The sequence below is a fragment of the Enterobacter sp. 296B2 genome, assembly GCF_034106185.1.
GTDB lineage: Bacteria > Pseudomonadota > Gammaproteobacteria > Enterobacterales > Enterobacteriaceae > Enterobacter > Enterobacter cloacae_N.
Map to the genome: position 1 here is coordinate 1 of NZ_JAWNCA010000049.1, position 20741 is coordinate 20741.

The 20741-nt window shown below is 59.7% G+C and carries 13 protein-coding genes; 9 read left to right on the top strand and 4 right to left on the bottom strand.

Going from position 1 to position 20741, the window contains the following annotated elements; all coding sequences use genetic code 11:
- Positions 1–90: hypothetical protein (locus tag URZ40_RS22195; RefSeq protein WP_256662186.1), on the top strand; the 90-nt coding region annotated here is incomplete at its 5' end.
- Between the two features lie 129 nt (positions 91–219).
- On the opposite strand, the gene asmA is transcribed toward URZ40_RS22195, so the two are convergent.
- The 3 genes from asmA to udk form a co-directional block, all read right to left on the bottom strand.
- Positions 220–2070, bottom strand: a complete 1851-nt coding sequence (gene asmA, locus URZ40_RS22200; protein WP_320721159.1) for an outer membrane assembly protein AsmA — start codon at positions 2068–2070, stop codon at positions 220–222.
- 22 nt (positions 2071–2092) lie between these two features.
- Positions 2093–2674, bottom strand: coding sequence for a dCTP deaminase (gene dcd / locus URZ40_RS22205; RefSeq protein ID WP_020883257.1), 582 nt, complete (start codon positions 2672–2674; stop codon positions 2093–2095).
- A 91-nt stretch (positions 2675–2765) separates the two neighbouring features.
- Positions 2766–3407 carry a uridine kinase gene (gene udk / locus URZ40_RS22210; protein ID WP_008500855.1) on the bottom strand — a complete coding sequence of 214 codons (642 nt, stop codon included), beginning with the start codon at positions 3405–3407 and terminating at the stop codon, positions 2766–2768.
- A 343-nt stretch (positions 3408–3750) separates the two neighbouring features.
- On the opposite strand from udk, the gene URZ40_RS22215 reads away from it, so the two are divergent.
- Positions 3751–7080, top strand: a complete 3330-nt coding sequence (locus URZ40_RS22215; protein ID WP_233002606.1) for a diguanylate cyclase — start codon at positions 3751–3753, stop codon at positions 7078–7080.
- Here URZ40_RS22215 and alkA read toward each other — a convergent pair.
- Positions 7045–7917: a DNA-3-methyladenine glycosylase 2 gene (alkA, locus tag URZ40_RS22220; protein ID WP_320721160.1), complete on the bottom strand. Its 873-nt coding sequence runs from the start codon at positions 7915–7917 to the stop codon at positions 7045–7047. The genes URZ40_RS22215 and alkA overlap by 36 nt on opposite strands.
- Before the next feature lie 130 nt (positions 7918–8047).
- On the opposite strand from alkA, the gene yegD reads away from it, so the two are divergent.
- The 7 genes from yegD to baeR all read left to right on the top strand — a co-directional run bounded on the left by yegD (position 8048) and on the right by baeR (position 20606).
- Positions 8048–9400, top strand: a complete 1353-nt coding sequence (yegD, locus tag URZ40_RS22225) for a molecular chaperone (protein WP_166711738.1) — start codon at positions 8048–8050, stop codon at positions 9398–9400.
- Between the two features lie 268 nt (positions 9401–9668).
- Complete coding sequence (locus URZ40_RS22230) at positions 9669–10871, top strand: MdtA/MuxA family multidrug efflux RND transporter periplasmic adaptor subunit (protein WP_320721161.1); 1203 nt, start codon at positions 9669–9671, stop codon at positions 10869–10871.
- Positions 10871–13993 (top strand): MdtB/MuxB family multidrug efflux RND transporter permease subunit, encoded by a 3123-nt coding sequence (locus tag URZ40_RS22235; protein ID WP_320721162.1) that lies wholly within the window; start codon positions 10871–10873, stop codon positions 13991–13993. The genes URZ40_RS22230 and URZ40_RS22235 overlap by 1 nt, the downstream gene beginning before the upstream one ends.
- On the top strand, positions 13994–17071 hold the full coding sequence (gene mdtC / locus URZ40_RS22240; protein ID WP_320721163.1) for a multidrug efflux RND transporter permease subunit MdtC: 3078 nt from the start codon (positions 13994–13996) through the stop codon (positions 17069–17071).
- On the top strand, positions 17072–18487 hold the full coding sequence (locus URZ40_RS22245; protein ID WP_320721164.1) for an MFS transporter: 1416 nt from the start codon (positions 17072–17074) through the stop codon (positions 18485–18487). It abuts the gene before it with no gap.
- Positions 18484–19887, top strand: coding sequence for a two-component system sensor histidine kinase BaeS (gene baeS / locus URZ40_RS22250; protein ID WP_316379400.1), 1404 nt, complete (start codon positions 18484–18486; stop codon positions 19885–19887). Before URZ40_RS22245 ends, baeS begins: the two co-directional genes overlap by 4 nt.
- Complete coding sequence (gene baeR / locus URZ40_RS22255; RefSeq protein ID WP_320721165.1) at positions 19884–20606, top strand: two-component system response regulator BaeR; 723 nt, start codon at positions 19884–19886, stop codon at positions 20604–20606. Before baeS ends, baeR begins: the two co-directional genes overlap by 4 nt.
- Positions 20607–20741: the final 135 nt, after the last annotated feature.

Below are 20741 nucleotides of genomic sequence, written 5' to 3' on the forward strand. Positions count from 1 at the left end.
ACAAGAAGGGAAAGGGCCTTCCCGAGGGTGGTAAAGGAAAGGCCCTGGAGATACCCCACAGCCCCGAAAAAAAGCCAGTCAGTTGCTTAACTGACTGGCATTACAACCAGGTTGCCGTTTTAGGGTTTGCTCCCTCTCCCGTGGGAGAGGGCTGGGGTGAGAGCATCAGGCCGCACTGGCAGCCGGGTAAGGCGTAGCCGCCACCCGGCACCACGAACCTCAAAGCTTATCCAGCAGCTTCTTCACATCCTTGCCATTCTGGGAATCTTTATTACGATCCGCCCAGCTGTTAAGCCGACGCTTCGCTTCATCCTGCAGATGCTTACGCAGGATCTGATCCACCTGAAGGCTGTAGTTCAGCGCCTGCCATTTGCCGTATACGCTAAGCGGAACCGGTGTCTCTTTAAGGAAATCAATCAGCTTGCTTTCGCCCTGCCAGCCGGAAAGTACCCGGACGTTAAAGCGCGTGTCCGCCGTCTCTTTGACCAGATCCAGCGAGCCTTCTCCGGTTAACGACAACATGGACGAGGTTCCCTGCATCCCGGCAAGGGTCAGTATCCCGTTATCCAGCGTCAGATCCGTGGTGAAACTGTCGAGGCGCGTTGCGCTGTCGTAGTTTTCCTGCGCTTTAACATCGCTGCTGCGCTCCACCGCCTGCTGGACAAGCTGCTGGAAGTTGAGCCCCTCCATACGGGAATCTTTCAGGTCAACGTGCGCTTCACCCTGCCACTCCCGGCGGAAGGCGTTGGCATCAATTTTGGTGCCTGAGAAATCCCCCGCCAGCGTTAACTGCCCCGTCAGGGATATCGGATAGTTAAAGGCTTTGAGGATGCTGCCAATCTCAACGTTGTCGAGACGCGGCTGGAATTCAGCGCTGGCAACGTCCTTACGCACGTCCAGCGTTCCTGGCAGCGAAAGATGCCCTGCCCCCATTTTGCCGCTCAGTTCGGAGATCGCCAGCAACCCGTTGTGGTTGAACATCTTGCCGCTCACGTCGGTAAAATCAATGCCGCGCCAGCGCACGCTGTTGGCTTTCAGCGCAATATCGGCGGTGAAGCCGCGCAAAACGTTATAGTCAGGCTGTTCAAGGTTAGACGAGATAACCGGACGCGACACCGATGACTGGCTTTGCCCCGTCTGGGTCGCATCGCTGTCCGTTGCGCTTGCCGGCAGCGGTGGCAGGATGTTCTCCAGGTTGAGCTTGTCAAACTGCAGGTTCAGCACCCACTTCGGCTTTTCGTCAAGCGTGACGCTCGCCTGCCCCTTCAGGCTGCTGTCGTTGGCCTGCAGATTGAGGTTATCCAGCGCCAGCTGTTTTTGTTCTTCGCGCCATACGGCCTGCAGCGTCCCCTGTCCGGCGATCCCCTGGGTAGGGAGATCCGCCCCCGTCAGCTGCCAGTTAAGCTGCTGGATGTCAGCCGTGAGCTGATGCGGGTAGTCCGACGCATTCACATTTGCATTCAACGAGAGGGTCAGATCCCGCTGGTCGCGATTCACCCGTCCGCTAAATTCCAGCGACGCAAGATGGTGTTCATCCTGCTCCATCTGCAGGTTGATGTTGCGAACGGTGACCTGCTCCTGATCCTCATGCTGGAACACCAGCACGCTATCGGCAACTTTCAGTTTGCCTATATCAAACGACCAGCCCGTATCGGACGGTTCATCCGGTAAGGTATTCTCGCGCGGCGCGACCGGCGCATTCGCGTCGCGCACGGCTTCGGTTTGCGGGGTAAGCTGAATGACCGCGCCCTTCAGCATCACCTGGTTAACCTGCAGCTGATGGGAAATAAGCGGGATCAGCGCCACGTCAAGACGCATGTTGTCCGCAGAGACCAGCGGCTGTGCGGCGCCCGGTGCGGTTAACGACATGCGGCCAGAGAGAATGCTGAGCTGTGGCCAGACGTGCCAGCGCAGCGGCCCGTCAAGCTTCAGTTGGTAACCACTGCGTGCCTCGACCTGCCGCACCATATAAGCGCGGAAATCATTCGGGTTAACCAGCAGAACCAACGCCGAAAGGCCAGCAACCAGCACCACCAGCAAAATCATCAGCGTTGTCAGAACTCTTCTCATGGCATCCTCAGTGGACTAACGATCAGTCTTTATCAATACGGCTGGCAACCGCACCCTGCTGGTCGCGGTATTTTGCGTCCTGGCGGCGGTTGTAAGGCCTGTCTGCCGGGCCGGTCAGCGGTTCAAAGCTTAACGCACCAATCATCATTCCGGGGCGCAGCGCCAGCGGCAGTTTGCCGGCGTTGAAGAACTCCAGCACGATACGGCCGGACCAGCCTGGGTCGATACGGTGCGCGGTGACGTGAACCATTAGCCCCAGGCGGGCCAGAGAAGAACGGCCATCAAGCCAGCCGACGAGATCCGCAGGCAGGGTCACGGATTCATACGTCACCGCCAGCGCCAGTTCGCCTGGATGCAGATAAAAAGCTTCGCCTTCGTCAATGACGATTTCATCACTCATAACGCGATCGAGCGCGGCGCTGACTTCATCCTTCGGCCCGCTGAGGTCGATGAACGGCGCAGTGTGGCCACTAAATGTGCGGAATTTATTCCCCAACCGTACATCAACGGTCACCCCATTGATACGCTCCACCGGGGGACGCGGGGTAATAGACAAACGGCCTTCATCCAGCCAGGCTTCAATATCGCGATCGCAAAGACGCATGGCACTTTCTCCTTTCATGCATCGTACCCTGAGGCCTTAAACACTCAGGGTAAAACCAGGTTATCTCTGAACGGTACACAATTCGCGCGGCTTATTCAAAAAACTGACTGATTTTCGCTTTTAAGATATCAATCGCAATGCGGTTTTTGCCCCCGCGAGGGACGATGATATCGGCGTATTGTTTGGATGGTTCAATAAACTGCAGGAACATCGGACGGACCGTTTTCTGGTATTGCGCCATGACGGAGTCCATCGAACGGCCGCGCTCGTTAACGTCACGCTTGATGCGGCGCATCAGGCAGATGTCCAACGGGGTATCGACGAAGATGGAGAAGTTCATGGATTCGCGCAGGCGGGCGTCGGTCAGGAGCAGGATGCCTTCAAGGATAATAACCTTCTTTGGCTCGATGCGGATCGTTTCCTGGGTGCGGGTGTGTTCTACGTAACTGTAAACGGGCAGTTCAATAGCCTGGCCGCTCTTGAGGGCTTCTAAATGCTGGAACAGTAAACTGTGATCCATCGCATTCGGGTGGTCGTAGTTGGTTTTTACGCGCTCTTCCATCGACAGATGGGATTGATCTTTGTAATAGCTGTCTTCGGGAATGACGCCGATGTGCTCATCACCTACTTGTTCACGCAGTTCGCGATAAAGCGTACTGGCAATTAGACTTTTACCTGAAGCCGATGCGCCGGCGATGCCTATAATGACGCACTGATGAGACTTATCAGTCATAAATTTAGCGACCTGAATAACCTGGATGTTAAGGAAGGACGACGCCGGAGCGTCAAACGCGGCAATTATAGGGATTTCGCGGGCGTGATACCAGTCGAATGCGCAGGTTCTGCGAGACAGGCTGAAAAGTGGCGCATTGCTCCCTGAGAGAAATTTAAGTGGCCGTTTTTTCAGCGTTTAACAGGAATTTTTTAGCGAGTAACTATTTAATAACTCTATGATGTCAAATTATGAGCAGCCGCCATATGAATTGTAAATTGTTTGTACTAGCATAAACCAAATTATCAAATTCACTCGTGCGCACTTCTCTCCTGACGGCATGGCGTCTCTGGATAAAGCGGTAATGAATAAACAATACCAGCGGGTTTTGGTTACCACCCCACATCCTTTATTGCGACTTGTCTGTCTGGGCCTGGTCACCTTTATCTTTACCTTATTTTCGCTGGAGCTTACCCGCTTCGGTACCCTGCTGGCGCCGCTCTGGTTTCCCACCGCCATTATGATGGTGGCGTTTTACCGCCATGCAGGAAAAATGTGGCCCGGGATCGCCCTGGCCTGTTCGTTTGGCAATATTCTGGCCTCGTGGATGTTGTTCTCCTGGGCATCGATAAACCTCACCTACACCGCAATAAACGTTATCGAGGCCGTCATCGGCGCCGTATTACTGCGCAAGCTGCTTCCGTGGTATAACCCGCTGCAAAATTTAAACGACTGGATCCGCCTGGCCATTGGCAGCGCGCTGGTGCCGCCGCTGGTGGGCGGTATTCTGGTGACGTTTCTGGTCCCCGGCCCTGAGCCGCTGCGTAATTTCATCGTTTGGGTGTTGTCCGAATCCATCGGTGCGCTGGCGCTGGTGCCTCTTGGACTGCTGTTTAAATCCCATTACCTGCTCCGTCACCGTGACCCGCGATTACTGCTCGAAACGCTGGTTACCATGGCCGTGACGCTGGCCCTCAGTTGGGCTGCCATCACCTGGCTGCCGTGGCCCTTTACCTGCGTGATCGTATTGCTTATGTGGAGCGCCGTGCGCTTGCCGCGGATGGAAGCGTTCATGGTGTTTCTGGTTACCGTGATGGTCGTTTCACTGATGATTGCCCATAACCCTTCGGCGCTGACCACCCAACATGCCGGGCCGATGATGAACGCGCCGTGGCTGCCGTTCCTGATGCTGCTCCTTCCCGCTAACGTGATGACCATGGTGATGTATGCCTTCCGTGCCGAGCGCAAACACATCACCGAAAGCGAAGAGCGCTTTCGCAATGCGATGGAGTATTCCGCCATCGGTATGGCGTTAGTCAGCATAGAGGGCCAGTGGCTTCAGGCTAACAAGGCACTGTGCAACTTCCTCGGTTACAGTCAGACCGAGCTACAGTCGCTCACCTTCCAGCAGTTGACCTGGCCGGAAGATTTGCATACCGACCTGGAACAGCTGGAGCAACTGGTCAACGGCGAGATCAACACCTACACCCTCGAAAAGCGCTATTACACGCGCAACGGGGAAGTCGTCTGGGCGCTTCTGGCCGTCTCCGTCGTGCGCCATGCCGACGGCTCACCGCTCTATTTTATTGCCCAGATTGAAGACATTAACGACCTGAAGCAGACCGAGTGGGTCAACAAGCGTCTGATGGAGCGCATTACGCTGGCCAACGAAGCGGGCGGCATCGGCATCTGGGAGTGGGATCTGCAGCCTGACATCATCAGCTGGGATAAGCGGATGTTTGAGCTGTATGAAATTCCGCCGCACATCAAGCCCACCTGGCAACTCTGGCACGACAGAATGTTGCCAGAGGATCGCGCCCATGCGGAGCAGGTGCTGCGGGATTCTCTGGTCTCTCGTCTGCCGTTTAAGCTTGAATTCCGTATCCGCGTGAAGGAAGGCGTACGCCATATTCGCTCCCTGGCAAATCGGGTGCTGAATAAAGAGGGTGAAGTGGAACGTTTACTCGGCATCAACATGGACATGACCGAGGTGAAGGAGCTTAACGAAGCGCTGTTCCAGGAAAAAGAACGTCTGCACATCACGCTCGACTCCATCGGCGAAGCGGTGCTCTGCACCGATATCGACATGAACGTCACCTTTATGAACCCTGTCGCCGAGAAGATGAGTGGCTGGCTGCAGACCGAGGCCATCGGCCAGCCGATCCTGAAGGTGTTACACATCACCTTCGGAGAACGGGGACAGTTGATGGAGAACATTCACAGCGGCGATATTTCACGCTCCGATATCGACCAGGACGTGGTGCTGAACTGCCGCACAGGCGGATCGTTTGATATCCACTACAGCATTACGCCACTCAGCACCCTTGATGGGCACAGTATTGGCTCGGTTATCGTTATTCAGGACGTGACCGAGTCGCGCAAAATGCTGCGTCAGCTGAGCTACAGCGCGTCGCACGATGCCCTCACCCACCTGGCAAACCGGGTCAGCTTCGAAAACCATCTCAAACGACTTCTGCAAACCGTTCGTGAGACGCGTCAGCGTCATGCGCTGGTCTTCATCGATCTGGACCGCTTCAAAGCCGTCAATGATACCGCAGGCCATGCGGCGGGAGATGCCCTGCTGCGGGAACTTTCCTCCATGATGCTAACCCTGCTTCGCTCCAGCGACGTGCTGGCGCGCCTGGGCGGCGACGAGTTTGGGCTGCTGCTGCCGGACTGCAATATTGAGAGCGCGCGCTATATCACCGGTCGCCTGATCCATACCATCAATGACTATCACTTTATGTGGGAAGGCCGCCTGCACCGGATTGGGGCCAGCGCGGGTATTACGCTGATTGATGAACATAACCACCTGGCGTCAGAGGTGATGTCGCAGGCGGATATTGCCTGTTATGCCTCGAAGAACAGCGGTCGCGGCATCGTGACGGTATACGAACCGCAGCAGGAGCGGGATCTGAGCGCGCGCAGCATGATGTCGCTGGACGAACAGTGGCACATGATTAAAGACAATCACCTGATGATGATCGCCCGCAGCGTCGCCTCCCCGCGCATACCGGAAAGCTGTAATTTCTGGCTGATTTCGCTACGCTTGTGGACCAGCCAGGGTGAAGTCCAGGAGGAGCACGCCTTCCGTTCTGGCCTCGCGGAGCCTGAGCTGCTGCACGCCCTCGACAGACGAATCTTTGGTGAGTTTTTCCGCACCTCTGCTGCACAGGTTGCCCGTAAAGGGATGGGGATAGCTCTGCCGCTTTCTGCGGCCGGTTTAGCCAGCGTGACACTTGTCGATGAACTTCTCGACCTGCTCGAAAACAGCCCTATGCCGGGCCGTCTGCTGCATCTGGTCATCGCAGCCGACGCGGTGTGTAACCCGGATGAGAATCTGCAGCGAGGGTTACAAAAGCTTCGCCAGGCGGGCTGCCGGGTGATCTTCAGCCAGATAGGGCGCGACATGAACGTCTTCTCCCACCTGAGCCCGAACATGGCCGATTATCTGATGCTGGACGCCGAGGTGGTGAGCAACGTGTATGGCAATCTGATGGATGAGATGATGGTGACCATCGTTCAGGGCCACGCACAGCGTCTGGGGATGAAAACCATTGCTGGCCCCTGTAACCAGCCCATCATGATGGATACGCTTTCCGGCATCGGCATTGATTTTATCTATGGCGACACCATCGCCGAGCCGCAGCCGCTGGATCTACTGCTCAACACCAGCTATTTCGCCATCAACTGACGGCTTCCAGCCGTCGGTATACCAGATGTGCAGCAGCGCGTAGGAGCGCCACGGCTGCCAGCGCTCGGCGTAACGCCGAATCTGCGCGGGCGTCATCCCGGCGAAGCGTTGCTTAATCAGATAATCATCCGGAAGAAACACATCTTTCGCCTGCCAGCCACGCAGGGCCAGGTAATTAGCCGTCCAGCGCCCGATGCCCGGCCGCTGCTGTAGCGCCTTCATACTTGCCTCAACGTCCTCAGGCGGCGTCAGCGGAAACGCCCCGTCGACGACCGACTGCGCCAGATGAATCAGCGACTCCGCGCGTTTTACCGGCATCCCGAGCGCTTTGAGCGCTAAAGGATCGGCTGAGGCCAGCGCTTCCGGGGAGGGAAAGCAGACATAACCCGGTGCATCCTTCACCGGCTCCCCGCACAGGGCGACCACGCGGGAAGCCAGTTTCGCCGCCATCGCCACGCTCACCAGTTGCCCGAGGATCGCCCGGACGCCCTGCTCATACGCATCCATCGCCCCCGGCAAACGCAAGCCGGGCCGGGCAGCGCCGAGATCCCCCAGCGTATCCGCGACCTGCTGCGGGTTGCAGGCAAGGTCGAACAGGCGTGCGATGCGTTCAAGACACGTCTGCGCAACCGGAACTAACCCCGGGCTGAGCGTCACGGTCAGCGTATGGGTGGCGATCTCCGGCGTCACGCGAAATATCCCCTGATGGCCGTCGCAGGCAAAACTGCGCTCATAGTAGTCGTGCGTGACGGTTTCAATGCCCGTCACCGCACGCGCGCCGAGAAAGCCAAACATCCACTGCCAGTCGTAAGGGGGTTGCCAGGTCAGGGTATACATCGCTGCTCCTTTTTTATTGTTATCAGCATAAACGGAAAGCCCCTGTTTTGCCTTGCTTTCATATTCCTGTTGTCGGCGGACAGGCATTCCGCTAAAGTCTCGCCCCTTCTCACCGGCATGGGGATTAATCGTGTTTATTGGATTTGACTACGGTACGGCAAACTGCTCGGTTGCGATCATGCAAGACGGACAGCCGCAGCTCCTGAAAATGGAAAAAGAGAGCACGCTGCTGCCGTCAATGCTCTGCGCGCCGACGCGTGAGGCGGTAAGCGAATGGCTGTTCCGCCACCATCAGGTACCTGCTACGGCAGCGGAAACCCAGGCGCTGCTGCGCCGTGCGGTCAGCTTTAACCGCGAGGAGGACATCGACGTTACGCCCTCCAGCGTGCAGTTCGGCCTCTCCTCGCTCGGTCACTATGTTGAAGACCCGGAAGAGGTCTACTTTGTTAAGTCACCGAAGTCCTTCCTCGGCGCCAGCGGCCTGAAGCCGCAGCAGGTGGCGATGTTTGAAGACCTGGTGTGCGCGATGATGCTGCATATTCGCAATCAGGCGCAGACGCAGGTCTCCGATGCGATTACCCAGGCGGTGATTGGCCGACCGATCAACTTCCAGGGGCTGGGCGGCGACGATGCCAACCAGCAGGCGCAAGGGATCCTTGAACGCGCGGCGCACCGGGCAGGCTTCCGCGACGTGGTGTTCCAATATGAACCGGTTGCCGCGGGGCTGGACTTTGAAGCCACGCTGGCTGAAGAGAAGCGCGTGCTGGTAGTGGACATCGGCGGGGGAACCACCGACTGCTCGCTGCTGCTGATGGGGCCGCAGTGGCATACCCGTCGCGATCGTGAAAACAGCCTGCTCGGGCACAGCGGCTGCCGCGTAGGCGGTAACGATCTGGATATCGCCCTGGCATTCAAGAGCCTGATGCCGCTGCTCGGCATGGGCGGTCAAACGGAAAAAGGGATTGCCCTGCCAATACTGCCGTGGTGGAACGCGATTGCCATCAACGACGTCCCGGCGCAGAGTGATTTTTACAGTACCGCGAACGGTCGCTTCCTCAACGATCTGGTGCGCGACGCGCAGGATGCCGAAAAAGTCGCCCTGCTCTATAAAGTGTGGCGTCAGCGCCTCAGCTACCGCGTGGTGCGTACTGCGGAAGAGAGCAAAATCGCCCTTTCGGATCGTGCTGAACATGCGGTGTCCTTGCCGTTTATCAGCGAGGAGCTGGCCACCTCGATTTCGCAGGAGGGGCTGGAAACGGCGCTTGCCCAGCCGCTGCAGCGCATTCTGGAGCAGGTGCAGCTGGCGCTGGAGAACGGCAAAGAGAAGCCGGACGTCATTTACCTGACCGGGGGCAGCGCCCGTTCGCCGCTGATCAAGAAAGCGTTGGCGGAACAGTTGCCGGGCATTCCGATTGCCGGTGGGGATGACTTTGGCTCCGTTACCGCAGGGCTGGCGCGCTGGGCGCAGGTGATGTTTAGCTAGTGCGGTTGCTGTGCGGTCTAGTGCCCTCACACCGGCCCTCTCCCTCAAGGGAGAGGGGGTCGTCCATGCAAACATTATTTTGTGGGGATCCCTCAGCCTACAGGGAGAGGGAGAAAACACCAAAAACGGCAACGAATGTTGCCGTTGTGCGTTTACCTCCATTCAGACCATTCCTGACAGTCTTCCATATTTCCTCCATTTTTCCGCTGTGTTAGCTGACTAAACTAGTATCATTCCCCGAAGTGTTTCAGGATGAGAACGTATAACGATGAAAGGCAGTAACAAATCCCGCTGGGCAATCGCCGCTGGCATCATTGTGGTGGCCCTTGCCGCCGCCTGGTACTGGCACAGCCAATCCGCAAATTCCGCAGCCCCCTCCGGTGCCAGCAGTCAGGCGCAGCGCCCGGCTGGCGGCGGCCGTCACGGCATGCGCGGCGGTGCGCTGGTGCCGGTTCAGGCGGCGACGGCGGTGAGTAAAGCCGTTCCGCGTTATCTGACGGGGCTCGGAACCATTACCGCCGCGAATACCGCCACGGTGCGCAGCCGCGTGGACGGTCAGCTCATCGCGATCCACTTCCAGGAAGGTCAGCAGGTCAAAGCCGGCGATCTTCTGGCGGAAATCGACCCCAGCCAGTTTAAGGTCGCCCTCGCCCAGGCGCAGGGACAGCTCGCGAAAGACAAAGCAACTCTCGCCAACGCCCGGCGCGATTTAGCGCGCTACCAGCAGTTGGTGAAAACCAATCTGGTATCGCGTCAGGAGCTGGACACCCAGCAGTCGCTGGTCAGCGAAACGCAGGGCACCATCAAAGCCGACGAGGCTGCCGTCGCCAGCGCGCAGCTGCAGCTGGACTGGAGCCGCATCACCGCGCCGATTGACGGTCGCGTGGGCCTGAAGCAGGTCGATATCGGCAACCAGATCTCCAGCGGCGACACCACGGGCATCGTGGTGATCACCCAAACCCACCCGATTGATTTAGTCTTTACCCTGCCGGAAAGCGATATCGCGACCGTCATTCAGGCGCAAAAAGCCGGTAAAGGCCTGATAGTGGAAGCCTGGGACCGCACCAACAAGCAGAAGCTGAGCGAGGGTTCACTGCTTAGCCTGGATAACCAGATCGACACCACCACCGGCACCATCAAGCTGAAGGCACGCTTTAACAACCAGGACGACGCCCTCTTCCCGAACCAGTTCGTCAACGCGCGAATGCTGGTCGCGACCGAAGAGAACGCGGTGGTGATCCCCACCGCAGCGCTGCAGATGGGTAACGAAGGTAGCTTCGTCTGGGTGCTGAACAGCGACAACAAAGTCAGCAAGCATCTGGTGAAAACCGGGATTCAGGACAGCCAGACAGTGGTCATCAGCGCCGGGCTCTCCGCCGGCGACCGCGTGGTCACCGACGGCATCGACCGCCTGACCGAAGGCGCGAAAGTAGAAGTGGTTGAACCTGCGAAACAGGGAGCGACCTCCTGATGCAGGTTATGCCCCCGAGCTCTACAGGTGGGCCATCACGCCTGTTCATCCTCCGCCCTGTCGCCACCACGCTGTTAATGGTGGCGATCCTGCTGGCCGGGATCATTGGCTACCGCTTCCTGCCCGTGTCGGCGCTGCCGGAAGTGGATTATCCCACCATCCAGGTGGTGACGCTGTATCCTGGCGCCAGCCCGGACGTCGTGACGTCCGCCATTACCGCCCCGCTGGAGCGCCAGTTTGGTCAGATGTCCGGGTTAAAACAGATGTCCTCCCAGAGTTCCGGCGGGGCATCCGTCGTGACGCTGCAGTTCCAGCTGACGCTGTCGCTGGACGTCGCCGAGCAGGAGGTGCAGGCCGCGATTAACGCCGCTACCAACCTGCTGCCGTCCGACCTGCCTAACCCGCCGGTCTACAGCAAGGTCAACCCGGCGGATCCGCCGATCATGACGCTTGCCGTTACCTCCTCCGCCATGCCGATGACCCAGGTCGAAGACATGGTCGAAACGCGCGTGGCGCAGAAGATTTCTCAGGTCTCCGGCGTCGGCCTCGTCACGCTGGCGGGCGGTCAGCGCCCCGCCGTGCGCGTGAAGCTTAACGCGCAGGCGATTGCCGCGCTGGGGCTGACCAGCGAAACCATCCGCAGCGCCATCAGCAGCGCCAACGTCAACTCGGCAAAAGGCTCGCTTGACGGCCCGACCCGTGCGGTCACCCTCTCGGCGAACGACCAGATGCAGTCCGCCGACGAATACCGTCAGCTGATTGTGGCCTACCAGAACGGCGCGCCGATCCGCCTGGGCGACATCGCCACCGTGGAACAAGGGGCAGAAAACAGCTGGCTCGGCGCGTGGGCGAACAAGCAGCAGGCGATCGTGATGAACGTGCAGCGCCAGCCGGACGCCAACATCATCGAAACCGCCGACAGCATTCGCAGCATGCTGCCGCAGCTGATTGAAAGCCTGCCGAAATCGGTCAGCGTGAAGGTCCTGTCCGACCGCACCACCAACATTCGTGCCTCGGTCACCGACACCCAGTTCGAGCTGATGCTGGCGATTGCGCTGGTCGTCATGATCATCTACCTGTTCCTGCGCAACGTCCCGGCAACCATTATTCCCGCCGTCGCCGTGCCGCTCTCGCTGGTCGGGACCTTTGCGGTGATGGTGTTCCTCGACTTTTCGATTAACAACCTGACGCTGATGGCGCTGACGATTGCCACCGGGTTCGTAGTGGACGATGCCATCGTCGTTATCGAGAACATCTCGCGCTATATCGAGAAAGGCGAAAAGCCGCTGGCCGCCGCGCTGAAAGGCGCAGGGGAAATCGGCTTTACCATTATCTCGCTGACCTTCTCGCTGATTGCGGTGCTGATCCCGCTGCTGTTTATGGGCGATATCGTCGGGCGGCTGTTCCGCGAGTTTGCCGTGACGCTGGCGGTCGCCATTTTGATCTCTGCCGTGGTGTCGCTGACCCTGACGCCGATGATGTGCGCCCGCATGCTGAGCCATGAATCCCTGCGCAAGCAAAACCGCTTCTCGCGCGCCTCCGAGCGAATGTTCGAGCGGATTATTGCCGCCTACGGTCGCGTGCTGGCGAAAGTCCTCAACCATCCGTGGGCGACGCTCGGCGTAGCGCTGGGCACGCTGGCACTCAGCGTGATGCTGTGGATTTTCATTCCGAAAGGTTTCTTCCCGATCCAGGACAACGGCATTATTCAGGGCACGCTTCAGGCCCCGCAGTCGGTCTCCTTCGCGAACATGGCGCAGCGCCAGCAGCAGGTGTCTGAAATCATCATGAAGGATCCGGCTGTAGAGAGCCTGACGGCCTACGTCGGCGTGGACGGCACCAACCCGTCGCTCAACAGCGCGCGTCTGCAGATCAACCTCAAGCCGCTGGATGAGCGCGACGACCGCGTGAACGCAGTCATTGAGCGGCTGCAAAACGCCGTGGCCCGCGTCCCGGGCGTTGAGCTTTATCTGCAGCCTGTTCAGGATTTGACCATTGATACCCAGGTCAGCCGCACGCAGTACCAGTTCACGCTGCAGGCCACCACGCTGGATGCCCTCAGCACCTGGGTACCGCAGCTGGTGGAAAAACTGAACACCCTGCCGCAGCTCGCCGACGTCAGCAGCGACTGGCAGGACAAGGGGCTGGCGGCGTACGTGAACGTCAACCGCGACACCGCCAGCCGTCTGGGCATCACCATGTCTGATGTGGACAATGCCCTGTACAACGCCTTCGGTCAGCGCCTGATCTCCACCATCTACACCCAGGCGAATCAGTACCGCGTGGTGCTGGAGCACAACACGGAGAACACGCCCGGCCTGGCCGCGCTGGACTCGGTGCGCCTGACCAGCAAAGACGGCGGCATTGTGCCCCTTAGCGCCATCGCCACGGTAGAGGAGCGCTATACCCCGCTGTCGATTAATCATCTGGATCAGTTCCCGTCCACCACCATTTCCTTCAACGTGTCGGACAGTTATTCTCTCGGCGAAGCGGTGGAGGCCATCCAGGCTGCTGAAAAAGCGCTCAGCTTCCCGTCCGATATTCAGACCCAGTTCCAGGGCAGCACGCTGGCGTTCCAGGCGGCGCTGGGGAACACCGTCTGGCTGATCGTGGCTGCGGTGGTGGCGATGTACATCGTGCTTGGCGTGCTGTATGAAAGCTTTATCCACCCGATCACCATCCTCTCCACCCTGCCGACGGCGGGCGTGGGGGCGCTGCTGGCATTAATGCTGGCGGGCAGCGAGCTGGACGTCATTGCCATCATCGGCATCATCCTGCTGATCGGCATCGTGAAGAAAAACGCCATCATGATGATCGACTTCGCCCTGGCCGCCGAGCGCGAGCAGGGCATGTCGCCGCGCAATGCCATCTTCCAGGCCTGCCTGCTGCGTTTTCGTCCGATCCTGATGACCACGCTGGCGGCCCTGCTGGGCGCGTTGCCGCTGATGCTCAGCACCGGCGTCGGCGCGGAGCTGCGCCGCCCGCTGGGTATCGGCATGGTCGGCGGTCTGCTGGTGAGCCAGGTGCTAACGCTCTTTACCACGCCGGTGATCTACCTGCTGTTTGACCGCCTGGCGCTGTGGACCAAAAGCCGCTTCCCGAAGCGTGAAGAGGAGGCGTAAGTGAAGCTTTTCGCCCTCTTCATTTATCGCCCGGTGGCGACGATTTTAATCTCGCTCGCCATTACTCTCTGCGGCGTGCTGGGCTTCCGCCTGCTGCCTGTTGCCCCGCTGCCGCAGGTGGATTTCCCGGTGATCATGGTCAGCGCCTCACTGCCGGGTGCGTCACCGGAAACCATGGCGTCATCGGTTGCCACCCCGCTGGAGCGTTCGCTCGGGCGGATTGCAGGGGTCAACGAGATGACCTCCAGCAGCTCGCTCGGCAGCACGCGCATCATTCTGGAGTTCAGCTTCGACCGGGATATTAACGGTGCGGCGCGCGACGTGCAGGCGGCCATCAACGCCGCGCAAAGCCTGCTACCGAGCGGGATGCCGAGCCGCCCGACCTACCGCAAGGCCAACCCGTCCGATGCGCCAATCATGATCCTGACGCTGACCTCGGATACGTACTCGCAGGGTCAGCTTTACGACTTTGCGTCTACCCAACTGGCGCAGACAATCTCACAAATTAATGGCGTCGGTGACGTAAGCGTCGGCGGCAGTTCTTTGCCCGCCGTGCGCGTGGGCTTAAACCCGCAGGCGCTGTTCAACCAGGGCGTGTCGCTGGACGATGTGCGTTCCGCCATCAGCAACGCCAACGTGCGCAGGCCCCAGGGGGCAATTGAGGACGGCAGCCACCGCTGGCAGCTCCAGACCAACGACGAGCTGAAAACCGCAGCCGAGTACCAGCCGCTGATTATTCACTACAACAACGGCGCGGCGGTGCGCCTGAGCGACGTCGCCAGCGTCACCGACTCGGTGCAGGATGTGCGCAACGCCGGGATGACCAACGCGAAACCGGCGATCCTGCTGATGATCCGCAAGCTGCCGGAAGCGAACATTATCGAGACGGTGAACAGCATCCGCGCCCGTCTGCCGGAACTGCAGGACACGATCCCGGCGGCAATCGATCTGCAGATTGCCCAGGATCGCTCCCCGACCATTCGCGCCTCGCTTGAGGAGGTGGAGCAAACGCTGATTATCTCCGTCGCGCTGGTGATCCTGGTGGTCTTCCTGTTCCTGCGCTCCGGCCGCGCGACGCTGATCCCGGCGGTGGCGGTGCCGGTTTCGCTGATCGGCACCTTTGCCGCCATGTACCTGTGCGGGTTTAGCCTTAACAACCTGTCGCTGATGGCCCTGACGATTGCCACGGGCTTCGTGGTGGATGACGCCATCGTGGTGCTGGAAAACATTTCCCGCCACCTGGAAGCGGGCGTTAAGCCGCTGCAGGCTGCGCTGCAGGGCACGCGCGAGGTGGGCTTTACGGTGCTCTCCATGAGCCTGTCGCTGGTGGCGGTGTTCCTGCCGCTGCTGCTGATGGGCGGGCTGCCGGGCCGGCTGCTGAGGGAATTTGCCGTCACCCTTTCCGTCGCCATCGGGATTTCACTGGTGATTTCCCTGACGCTCACGCCGATGATGTGCGGCTGGATGCTCAAGCGCAGCAAGCCCCATTCGCAGCCGCGCCGCAAAGGCTTTGGTCGTTTTCTGATGACGATGCAGGAAGGCTACGGCAAATCGCTGAAGTGGGTGCTGAACCATACGCGGCTGGTCGGCCTGGTACTGATCGCCACCATTGGGCTTAACGTCTGGATGTATATCACCATTCCGAAAACCTTCTTCCCGGAGCAGGACACCGGCGTGCTGATGGGCGGCATTCAGGCGGACCAGAGCATTTCATTCCAGGCGATGCGCGGCAAGCTGCAGGACTTTATGAAGATCATTCGTGAAGATCCGGCGGTCGATAACGTCACCGGCTTTACCGGCGGCTCGCGCGTCAACAGCGGGATGATGTTTATTACCCTGAAACCCCGCGGCGAGCGCAGCGAAACCGCCCAGCAGGTGATTGACCGTCTTAGGGTTAAACTCGCCAAAGAGCCGGGGGCAAACCTGTTTTTGATGGCCGTTCAGGATATCCGCGTCGGTGGGCGCCAGGCTAACGCCAGCTATCAGTACACGTTGCTCTCGGACGATTTAGCCGCGCTGCGCGAGTGGGAGCCGAAGATCCGCAAGGCGCTGGCCGCCCTGCCCCAACTGGCGGACGTGAACTCCGATCAGCAGGACAACGGCGCGGAGATGGCACTCACCTACGACCGCGAAACCATGTCGCGGCTGGGCATTAACGTTGAAGCCGCCAACGGCCTGCTGAACAACGCCTTCGGCCAGCGCGAGATCTCCACCATCTACCAGCCGATGAACCAGTACAAGGTGGTGATGGAAGTTGACCCGCGCTACACCCAGGACATCAGCGCCCTGGACAAAATGTTTGTGATTAACAACGACGGCAAGGCGATACCGCTCTCCTACTTTGCCAGCTGGCGGCCAGCCAACGCGCCGCTGTCTGTGAACCACCAGGGGTTGTCAGCGGCGTCGACCATCTCCTTTAACCTCCCCGCCGGTTCGTCGCTTTCTGAGGCCAGCGACGCAATCAACCGCGCGATGACGCAGCTTGGCGTGCCGTCCACCGTGCGCGGCAGCTTTGCCGGGACCGCGCAGGTGTTCCAGGAGACGATGAACTCGCAGGTGATTTTGATTCTGGCGGCCATCGCCACGGTCTATATTGTGCTGGGCGTGCTGTACGAAAGCTACGTTCACCCGCTGACCATCCTCTCGACGCTGCCGTCAGCGGGCGTGGGGGCGTTGCTGGCGCTGGAGCTGTTCGGCGCGCCGTTCAGCCTCATCGCGCTCATCGGGATCATGCTGTTGATCGGCATCGTGAAGAAAAACGCCATCATGATGGTGGACTTCGCGCTGGACGCCCAGCGCAACGGCAGCCTGTCGCCGGAGGAGGCGATCTTCCAGGCCTGCCTGCTGCGTTTTCGCCCGATTATGATGACCACGCTGGCGGCGCTGTTTGGCGCATTGCCGCTAGTGATCTCCGGTGGTGATGGCTCAGAGCTGCGCCAGCCGCTGGGGATCACCATTGTCGGCGGCCTGGTGATGAGCCAGCTGCTGACGCTGTACACCACGCCGGTGGTCTATCTGTTCTTCGACCGCCTGCGGCTGCGCTTCTCGCGTAAAAACAGAACCACGGTGACCGAGTAAATGACCGATCTCCCCGCTAACGTTCGCTGGCAGTTATGGATAGTCGCCTTCGGCTTCTTTATGCAGTCGCTGGATACGACCATCGTCAACACCGCCCTCCCCTCCATGGCGAAAAGCCTGGGGGAGAGCCCGCTGCATATGCATATGGTAATCGTCTCCTACGTGCTGACGGTCGCCGTGCTGCTGCCTGCCAGCGGCTGGCTGGCCGATAAAGTGGGGGTGCGGAATATCTTCTTTACCGCCATCGTGCTGTTTACCGCCGGCTCGCTGTTTTGCGCTCAGGCCAACACCCTCGACCAGCTGGTGATGGCGCGGGTGCTGCAGGGCGTCGGCGGCGCGATGATGGTGCCCGTAGGGCGCTTAACGGTGATGAAGATTGTGCCGCGCGAGCAGTACATGGCGGCGATGACCTTTGTGACCCTCCCCGGTCAGGTAGGGCCGCTGCTGGGCCCGGCGCTGGGCGGCATTCTGGTGGAGTACGCCTCCTGGCACTGGATCTTCTTAATCAACCTGCCGGTGGGCATCGTCGGTGCTATCGCCACCCTGGCGCTGATGCCGAACTACAAAATGCAGACCCGCCGCTTCGACTTCTTTGGCTTTATCCTGCTGGCGGCGGGCATGGCAACGCTTACTCTGGCGCTCGACGGGCAAAAAGGGCTGGGTATTTCGCCCCTGACGCTCGGGCTGCTGATCGCGCTCGGCGTTACGGCCATACTGTGGTATCTGTGGCACGCCAGAGGTAACGATAAGGCGCTCTTCAGCCTGAACTTGTTTAAAAACCCTACCTACCGCCTTGGTCTGTTCGGCAGCTTCGCCGGACGTATCGGCAGCGGCATGCTGCCGTTTATGACGCCCGTGTTTCTGCAAATTGGCATGGGCTTTTCGCCGTTCCACGCGGGCCTGATGATGATCCCGATGGTGCTCGGCAGCATGGGGATGAAGCGCATCGTGGTGCAGGTGGTGAACCGCTTTGGCTACCGCCACGTGCTGGTGACCGCCACGCTGGGGCTGGCGCTGGTGAGCCTGCTGTTTATGGCCGTGGCGCTGATGGGCTGGTACTACGTTCTGCCGCTGGTGCTGTTCTGCCAGGGTATCGTCAACTCCATGCGCTTCTCGTCAATGAATACCCTGACGCTGAAGGATCTGCCGGACGAACTGGCGAGCAGCGGCAACAGCCTGCTGTCGATGATCATGCAGCTCTCCATGAGCGTCGGGGTGACCATCGCGGGGCTGCTGCTCGGCATGTACGGCCAGCACCATCTCAGCGTCGACACGCCCGTGGCGCATCAGGTCTTTATGTATACCTACCTCAGCATGGCGGTCATCATCGCCCTGCCCGCGTTCATCTTCGCCAGAGTGCCGGATGATACCAGCAAGAACGTCGTGATTAGGCGCGGCAAAAGGAGTGGATCATGAAATTCTGGCGTCCGGGCATTACCGGCAAGCTCTTTCTGGCAATTTTTGCTACCTGTATCGTCCTGCTGATCACCATGCACTGGGCGGTACGGGTCAGCTTCGAGCGCGGCTTTATTGATTACATCAAGCATGGTAACGAGCAGCGTTTACAGGGCTTAAGCGATGCGCTGAGCGAACAGTACGCCCAGCACGGTAACTGGCGCTTTCTGCGCAATAACGACCGCTTTATTTTCCAGATCCTGCGTTCGCTGGAGCACGATACCGGCGACGATCGCCCGGGGCCAGGCATGCCGCCGCACGGCTGGCGCACCCAGTTCTGGGTGATTGACCAGGACATGCGCACGCTGGTTGGCCCGCGTTCGCCCATCCCGCCGGACGGCACTCGCCGGGCGATCAAAGTCAATAACGCCACCGTCGGCTGGGTTATCGCCTCCCCGGTGGAGCGCCTGACGCGCAACACCGACATCAACTTTGACCGACAGCAGCGCCGGACCAGTTGGCTGATTGTCGCCCTCTCCACCCTGCTCGCCGCGCTCGCCACCTTCCCGCTGGCGCGCGGTCTGCTCGCCCCGGTGAAACGGCTGGTGGAGGGCACGCACAAGCTGGCCGCCGGGGATTTCACCACCCGCGTCGATACCCGCAGCCAGGACGAACTGGGCAAGCTGGCGCAGGACTTTAACCAGCTCGCCAGCACGCTGGAGAAGAACCAGCAGATGCGCCGCGACTTTATGGCCGATATTTCCCACGAGCTGCGCACCCCGCTGGCGGTGCTGCGCGGCGAGCTGGAGGCCATTCAGGACGGCGTACGCCAGTTTACGCCAGAATCGGTGGCCTCTTTGCAGGCGGAGGTGGGCACGCTCACCAAGCTGGTGGACGATCTCCACCAGCTCTCCATGTCCGACGAAGGGGCGCTGGCCTACCAGAAGGCCCCCATCGATGTGATTAACGTGCTCGAAGTTGCCAGCGGTGCCTTCCGGGAACGGTTTGCCAGCCGCAACCTGAAAATCGACCTCTCCCTGCCGGACAGCGCGGTGGTGTTCGGCGACAAAGACCGACTGATGCAACTGTTCAATAACCTGCTGGAAAATAGCCTGCGCTACACCGACAGCGGCGGCGGGCTGCATATCTCTGGCAGGCAGGAAAATGGACGCTTTGCCCTTACCTTCGCGGATTCCGCCCCCGGCGTGCAGGACGCGCAACTGGAAAAACTGTTCGAGCGTTTTTACCGCACCGAAGGCTCACGCAACCGCGCCAGCGGCGGTTCCGGCCTGGGGCTGGCGATTTGCGTTAACATCGTCGAGGCGCATAATGGCACCATTCGCGCCGCCCATTCGCCTTTTGGTGGGGTTAGCATTACAGTAGAGTTACCTCTGGAACGGGATTTATCGAGGGAAGCATGACCGAGTTACCGATTGACGAAAACACGCCGCGCATTTTGATTGTCGAAGACGAGCCCAAGCTGGGGCAGCTACTGATCGACTATTTACGCGCGGCCAGCTACGCCCCCTCACTGATAAGCCACGGCGACCAGGTGCTGCCGTACGTGCGTCAGACGCCGCCGGACCTGATCCTGTTGGATCTGATGCTCCCAGGCACCGACGGCCTGACCCTGTGCCGTGAAATTCGTCGCTTCTCTGAGGTGCCCATCGTCATGGTCACCGCCAAAATTGAAGAGATTGACCGCCTGCTGGGGCTCGAAATTGGCGCAGACGATTACATCTGCAAACCCTACAGCCCGCGTGAAGTGGTTGCCCGCGTGAAAACCATTCTGCGCCGCTGCAGGCCGCAGCGCGAGCTTCAGGTGCTGGACGCCGAAAGCCCGCTGATTGTCGACGAAAGCCGTTTCCAGGCGAGCTGGCGAAGCAAGCTGCTGGACCTGACGCCTGCGGAGTTCCGCCTGCTGAAAACCCTCTCCCACGAACCGGGAAAAGTGTTCTCCCGCGAACAGCTGCTGAACCACCTGTACGACGATTACCGCGTGGTGACCGACCGCACCATCGACAGCCACATTAAAAACCTGCGCCGGAAGCGGGAGGCGCTGGACGCCGAGCAGTCGTTTATCCGCGCGGTGTATGGCGTGGGGTATCGCTGGGAAGCGGATGCGTGCAGGATTGCGTAAATAAACACCCCCTCACCCTAACCCTCTCCCCAAAGGGGAGCGGGTTAGGGTGAGTGGCAAAGCTTTACCTCCCTCCCCCCCAGGGCGTCAATTGCCGCCCTTAAACTGGGGGGTGTCGCCGTACCGCGGCCCCGG

Excerpts from the sequence above, each read along its gene's own strand:
- baeR (WP_320721165.1), top strand. The coding sequence starts at position 19,884 with ATGACCGAGTTACCGATTGACGAAAACACGCCGCGCATTTTGATTGTC.
- dcd (WP_020883257.1), bottom strand. The coding sequence starts at position 2,674 with ATGCGTCTTTGCGATCGCGATATTGAAGCCTGGCTGGATGAAGGCCGT.
- URZ40_RS22230 (WP_320721161.1), top strand. The coding sequence starts at position 9,669 with ATGAAAGGCAGTAACAAATCCCGCTGGGCAATCGCCGCTGGCATCATT.
- URZ40_RS22235 (WP_320721162.1), top strand. The coding sequence starts at position 10,871 with ATGCAGGTTATGCCCCCGAGCTCTACAGGTGGGCCATCACGCCTGTTC.
- udk (WP_008500855.1), bottom strand. The coding sequence starts at position 3,407 with ATGACTGATAAGTCTCATCAGTGCGTCATTATAGGCATCGCCGGCGCA.
- alkA (WP_320721160.1), bottom strand. The coding sequence starts at position 7,917 with ATGTATACCCTGACCTGGCAACCCCCTTACGACTGGCAGTGGATGTTT.
- baeS (WP_316379400.1), top strand. The coding sequence starts at position 18,484 with ATGAAATTCTGGCGTCCGGGCATTACCGGCAAGCTCTTTCTGGCAATT.
- URZ40_RS22245 (WP_320721164.1), top strand. The coding sequence starts at position 17,072 with ATGACCGATCTCCCCGCTAACGTTCGCTGGCAGTTATGGATAGTCGCC.
- URZ40_RS22215 (WP_233002606.1), top strand. The coding sequence starts at position 3,751 with ATGAATAAACAATACCAGCGGGTTTTGGTTACCACCCCACATCCTTTA.
- asmA (WP_320721159.1), bottom strand. The coding sequence starts at position 2,070 with ATGAGAAGAGTTCTGACAACGCTGATGATTTTGCTGGTGGTGCTGGTT.